The organism is Microvirga sp. P4_G7 (assembly GCF_056401005.1).
Window position 1 is genome coordinate 1 of record NZ_JBFUKD010000186.1, and the last position, 6,125, is coordinate 6,125.

General features: G+C 57.7%; 6 protein-coding genes. 1 reads left to right on the plus strand and 5 read right to left on the minus strand.

The genetic code is table 11. The annotated features are described in order from the left end of the window. Positions 1-780 precede the first annotated feature (780 nt). Positions 781-1,560: a hypothetical protein gene (locus AC1DT3_RS10220; RefSeq protein ID WP_477465146.1), complete on the plus strand. Its 780-nt coding sequence runs from the start codon at positions 781-783 to the stop codon at positions 1,558-1,560. Between the two features lie 161 nt (positions 1,561-1,721). Here the strand turns inward: AC1DT3_RS10220 and AC1DT3_RS10225 are convergent, their stop codons facing one another. The 5 genes from AC1DT3_RS10225 to AC1DT3_RS10245 all read right to left on the minus strand — a co-directional run. Further along, positions 1,722-2,597, minus strand: coding sequence for a hypothetical protein (locus AC1DT3_RS10225; RefSeq protein ID WP_477465147.1), 876 nt, complete (start codon positions 2,595-2,597; stop codon positions 1,722-1,724). 179 nt (positions 2,598-2,776) lie between these two features. Then, positions 2,777-4,186: a DUF6538 domain-containing protein gene (locus AC1DT3_RS10230; RefSeq protein ID WP_477465148.1), complete on the minus strand. Its 1,410-nt coding sequence runs from the start codon at positions 4,184-4,186 to the stop codon at positions 2,777-2,779. 174 nt (positions 4,187-4,360) lie between these two features. Next, positions 4,361-4,579: a SlyX family protein gene (locus AC1DT3_RS10235; protein ID WP_477465149.1), complete on the minus strand. Its 219-nt coding sequence runs from the start codon at positions 4,577-4,579 to the stop codon at positions 4,361-4,363. Then, positions 4,572-5,342, minus strand: a complete 771-nt coding sequence (gene trhO, locus AC1DT3_RS10240; RefSeq protein ID WP_477465150.1) for an oxygen-dependent tRNA uridine(34) hydroxylase TrhO — start codon at positions 5,340-5,342, stop codon at positions 4,572-4,574. Before trhO ends, AC1DT3_RS10235 begins: the two co-directional genes overlap by 8 nt. 56 nt (positions 5,343-5,398) lie before the next feature. After that, positions 5,399-6,125 (minus strand): YbfB/YjiJ family MFS transporter (locus tag AC1DT3_RS10245; protein WP_477465151.1); only part of this gene is annotated, 727 nt, incomplete at its 5' end.

The window sequence follows — 6,125 nt, forward strand, 5'->3', positions numbered from 1 at the left end:
TCAAGGTCTGCGCCAGCATTCCCGCTGGAGGCTGTTAGCGATCCCGGCGAAGGGCGCTCGCATTCGCCTTCGAGCGGGGCATCTTGTGCCGGATTTGCTGTACTCTGGCGGTGGCCACTTCCTGCGCCTCGGGCGACAACTTTCCCAGCTCCATCCGAGCGGATGAGACCTGCGTACGGGCCCAGTGAAGGTAACGCCTCCGGGCCTCGAAGATAGCCCAGTTGTCGCGATCTGCTTGGTCTCGCGCTTTGTCTGCCAGCGCCTTGAGACGCTTCATCTCTCGGTCGATGGCCTCAAGGACGACACCGACGCTGAGTTCTTCGAGTTCAATGGTTGTTCTGCGTCCAAACATAGGCACCCCAGGTCAGGCGTAGAGCGTCCTCCCATTAAGGACGGGGCGTCAACAACAGGTTTTAGGGGGTGTTAATCTAACCGGATATGAAGCATCCCACCGTAGACACTGTTAGTCGCCAGTTCGGTGTTCCTACGTGACCCAGACTGGACATCTCCCTGGAGGGACGTCCTGACCTTCATGCACGTGGCACTTTCCTTTCTCTCGCTGGGAGGCTCCGCGCCCGTCGCGTAAAGGAAACGCGGCGAGGACGAGGGAGGCCACGGGGGGAAATCAGGCCCGTCGCGTGTAGATTAGGGCTTTCAAATTTATGCAGCAAAACATCCGGGACCCCCGTAGACCTCTTGTTTCATAACGCCCGTGGGGGCATAGGCTTCCCGGATCTCTCGTTGCAGGACACGACCCAGCTATCGATGAAGGAATAGAAAGTGGGAGAGGCCGCCAGAAAGAAGCGGGCGCATTATGACAAGCTGGCCAATTACCCGAGCTGCATTTATTGCGGCGATGCGGCGCTAACTATCGAGCACATGCCGCCGACGATGATGTTCCGGCGCAAGGATCGACCAAAGGGTCTCGAATTTCCGAGCTGTCGCGACTGCAACAACGGCACGAGCCACGCTGACCTCATCGCCTCTGCGCTGGGCCGCGCTTACCCTCCTAACGCGGACGACGACCGGGAAATTCACAAGCTCTACCAAGCCATCGCCAATAATATCCCGGATCTCCTTTTGGAAATGCACGTGCCGCCTATTCGGCAGCGACAAATGCTACGTCGGATCGGTATGCCTGAAGAGAACGGCATTATCCGCGTAGACGGGCCGCTCGTGTCCGGCCACATGATCACGTTTGCGGCTAAACTTGGGTTCGCGCTCCATTTTGAGGCCTTTCAGCAGCGTGTCCCAGACGGCGGCGGCGTGTATCCGATGTGGCTCTCAAACGTGCAGGCACTGAGCGGCGACATGCCGGAGCAATTGCTGCAGTTCCTGCCTGCACAGCGAGCCACTCTAAGGCAAGGCAAGAAGCACGTCAGCGACCAGTTCACATATGCATGGACGATCACGGAGGAGGGGGCCAATGGGCTCTTCTACGCAGATTTCCGACAATCATTCGCAGTGGCGGCGATCACCGCACTCGACAGGTCGTTCTTCCATCGCGTGGATGCCGATTTCACCCCGCTCTTCAAGCCGGGTGACTTGCGGACTTCGTGAAAGTTGTGGATGCAATTTGGCTGCCCTTCGGAATTGGCGGCAAGCCATAATGCACCTCAGCAGTTGGCTGTCGTCGGTTCATGTCGTGGTCAACGCTTAAACGACATCACTGGCCAGTTAGGATTGCTTCACCTTCAACTATCGACTGCTTGAGGACTAACCTAACCGTTAGGTCTGATAAGCCTCTTGACCTGTTCCATGAGCTTAATTGTTTCCCTTGCTTTGATGACATAGCCAAGGTGCATCCTAACACGCGTCTCTACGATCGGCCCCCAACTTGTAGGAACCGGCTCGACGACCAACTTCCCCTGCTCATTCACCATTGGACCGCCCCATAGGGTCCCGAGAAGACCAAACCTCACCATAGGCGTGAAAGAAGTAGACCCTTTAGAGCGTATCAAGCCTGRACTGATGAGAAATACCGGGCTCCCTGACGAGCCGGAGAATACACCGATGTCGACAGCTATCTCGGGGCGTCCTCGGAAATCGATAGCGGGATGGCTCGCCGTTATTCCTTGTCGGAACAGAGGATATCCGTTGACCTCGTCCCACAAGCTGTTCGGACATCCTACCATTATCACTTGCTCAGCCGCATCTAAGGACGGCATTTTGTCCTCGGGCCAGACTTCCGCTTCGTGAAGAGATCGCAGGAAAAGTGTTTTGCCTGGGTTCTGGGCATGCCAATTGTGGGTGGCTTGAGCCCATAGTATTGCAACTAGGTCGATCTCTGGATCGGGATGCTCGACAAGTACGGTGTTATTCTTTGTCAGAACTAACTGTGTTAATCGGCCATCGAGGCGGGCGGGTTGTTCCGGCATAAGGTCGGCAGTGTGGAAAGTCACCTTAATGAACTGAGAGCCTTCTACGACATGCTTATTCGTGACGAGTGTTGGGACAATGGTCGTGCTGTCGAGAAAGGTGGAAAAAACGTATCCTGTCCCACTTCCCTGGCTACCGTCAGTCGAGACGGTTTCTATTCGTTTGACCGCGTAAAGTAATTCTTCGGTCGCGGTTACAGGTTCAATAGTCTGAGCCACTGCTGGGTCTACCTCACCGATCTAAATTGTAAGAGCTACTGGCTTCCAGGGGAAAGCTCTCAGCTCATTCGCAAAGCTCTTTGTACTGGCCCTCGCCAACAACCAGATCGCAATCGGTCCCAAGCCGGTATTGAGGTCCTCACTAATCCCGCTGTGCTTTGGGAGATAGGCCGTTAATTTCAGTCGTTTTCCTTTGCCATCGTTGGTGGAAGCCGAACGCTCTCGATACACGCTCGCAGGGCTTTGACGTTCGCCTTCCCTGGGTATCGTCCCATCGTCATCGGTAGGGGACCGTCCTCCTTCGAGTGACCCACCACGTCCGCGATAGTCCACGCGGTGAACCCTTTGGCTCCCTCTTCGAGGGCCTCCACAGCCCGCCTGATGAACCACCTCCTGAACGAGTGCAGGTCAACGCGGCTCTGTCTGGCTCTCTCATCCTTATCCTCAACTTCGAGCTTCCGCCTGAGCCTTGTGAACGCCTGAGAGATAGGCGCTCCGCGACCACGGGCCTCGTTTGTCTGATCGGGCAGTTCGTCGAAAAGGAAAGCCTCAGGCAGTCGTTCAGTTGTCCTTCGGGCGAAGAGGTCTTGGAGGTCTGGATGTATCGGCACGTCTCGGCGGGCTGCGGCGGTCTTGGTCCCCGGCACGCTGATGACCCCCGCCTTGATGTGCTTCACCTGTAGGCGGGCGATCTCGTCTCTTCTCATCCCGGTGAGGGCTGCGGTTAGAATGAAGTCCCCCATTAGCGTCTGTTCCTTGGTGCCGTCGAGCAGGGTCCTCACCTCGTCATTGCGGAAGGGACGCTTCTTAGACTCATCGCTGTCATGGTTGGAACCTCGGCGGGTTCTCTTTACGGACTGCTTGGTCCAGGGGCTAACTTCGACGTCTACGTGACCTCGTTCAATCAACCACGTCCAGTACGACCGAAGACCTGTCAGGTTCTTATTCGCAGTAGCGGGGTCTGTCCCTCGTTCTATGAACCGCTCCGTGATAAACTTTCCCGCAGTCTTTCGGTCAAAGGCCTGGAGGGTCTGAGGGACATCAGACTCCTGGCACCACTCGCTTAGTTGTTTCACGGCGTGGCGGAATGCTGCATCCGTCCTCCCAGCGTAGCCCCGTTCCTTGAGCCAAGCATCGACCAAGGCAGCGAGAGGAGTTGCGTGTCCGAAGGCAACATCGGCGAACAGGCGTGCTCGGGCAGAGCCTTCCTTCTCCTCTATGGCCTCGGCCTTGTCCGTGACCACCGAGGGAAGCACGGCATTCCAGGGCTCACCTCCGGCATCATCGACCTGTTTGGCCTCATGTAGAATAGAGGCCCGCCAAGCCATGGCGTCGTTGATGAGGATATCCTTTGCGGGATCCTCGCGAACTCCTGCGATCTCCTTCTTGAGCCTGTCGATGACCGCCCACTTGAGAAGTTCGGCCTCCTTGGGATCCGATGTAGTGAGGGCCTCCTTGAGGTGGGCCTTGCCAATCGTCTCGCGCTTCGAGGGTGGAACTCGGATAGTCACCCGGATCCGGCTTCCATGCCATTCTAGGTGAGAGCCGAGGGACCGGGAACGAGCCTCGCGGCGTGGTCGTTTGGTCATCGTTGGCGTCCATCAGGGTGATTGTGCCCCCCACTATGTACCCCAATTATGTACCCCACGCCAGCATGCTTTGCCCTGCAATTTCAATAAGTTCAAAGCGTTAGAGTCCGTTTGGCGTGACCTCCCGTAGGGCGCGCCATCTTCTCAAACAGCGTTGATATCGAATTCGCAGTCTCAATAGTGAGGCGGCGGCGGTTCGCGCTGCGGTGATCCGGCACTGGTTTCCGCTTCCTGGATGCGTTCGTGCAGAATTCCGATCTGGCGCATCAGAAGATCGATCTGCTTCCATTGCGCCGTGACGGCCTGGTTGAGATCCTCGATCGTCTCGTCCTGGTAAGCGATCCGCATTTCCAAAGCGTCGATTCGCGCTGTGAGTACGTCGGTCTCACTCATTGGGTTTCTGGCCTCCCTGGTCGTCGCCGCGCCACTGGCCCTCTCGCAATCCATGACCAAGCGCGACACGCTCGTCGAAGACGAAGCATTCGCCCTTCCAGCGACTGTCGGCTTCCGGAATCTCTTCGAGGTATTTGAGGATTCCACCCTTGAGATGAAAGACCTCCTCGAACCCTTGGGCGAGGAGATAAGAGCTGGCCTTCTCGCATCGAATGCCGCCGGTGCAGAACATCGCCACCTTCTTGTGCCTTTTGGGGTCGAGTTCGGTGCCGACAAAATCCTTGAAGCTACTGAATGATGCGATCTTGGGATYGATTGCGCCGTCAAACGTGCCGAGCTCCACCTCGAACGCGTTGCGCGTATCGATCAGGACGACGTCCGGCGTTTCGAGAAGCGCATTCCAATCCTGAGCCGCGACATAGGTGCCGACCCGTTTCGTCGGGTCGGTTTGCGGGTCGCCGAGGGTGACGATTTCTTTCTTCAACCGAACCTTCAAGCGTCGAAACGGCATTTCGGCGGCGGACGAGTATTTGAGTTCGAGGTTGTCGAGTCGGCCGTTGAAGAGCACACCCTCGACTAGCTCACGGATCAAGGCGTCGATCGCGACCGCTTCGCCGGCGAGAGTTCCGTTGAGGCCCTCTTGGGCCAGCAGGAGCGTGCCCTTGATGTGCAATGCTTCGCACAGCATCCGCAGCGGCTCACGCAGTTCGCGGAAGTCGGGCAGGGATGTAAATTGGTAAAGTGCTGCAACCTTGTAAGTCATCGCGATGGTCTATCAGCAAGCAGCGACGCGGAAAACCCATCCGGCTCTGCTTCCAGTCACGCTTGGGCGCGACGCAGCGGATAGGCGAACCCCATCCAGAAGTAGATGGCGGCGCCGATGACCAGGGTCGCCGTGGCGGTTTCGAGAGCAAGGTTGAAGCCCTGACGCCGGTCGAGACTGTAGGCGAGAATAAGCGCAACGAGAGGCGGCCCCATGATCTGGCCGATGCCATACATGGCCGTCAGCAGGCCGATCATGCTCGCCGCGGCATGCGGCCTCAATCGCCGCACCTCGTGCATGGCAAAAAAGGTAATCGCGGTGAACGGTACCCCAAGAAGAAAGCTCCCGATCGCAAATCCCGCGAGGCTGGGCGCCCACACGCTCCAGAGAATTCCCGCAGCTTGAATGAGGTAACAACCGATCAGGAGGTGGCGAAAATCGTAGCGTGGCGGAATACGCGTGACCACGAGCGCTCCGACCATGACGCCGACGCCAAAAATAGGCCAGAACATGTCGAGCCAAATCGAAGGGGGAAGCGCCTCTCGTGCGATGACGGGCAGGAACGTCGCCGTGATGATGTATCCAAAGCCCGCAAGTCCGTAGGCGAACGCGAGCCATGCGATCTCGACACCATTTCGCGGCAGAGCGTCGTTCTCGTGGGTTTGTCGGTGGGGCTCTCCGAGTTCGGCCCCACCGCGGAAGGTATTCCAAACACACGCCGTGAGGACGACAGCAAGTCCGCCGAACAGCAGCCAGCCGGAGGCGGCCGACCAGTGCATGGCC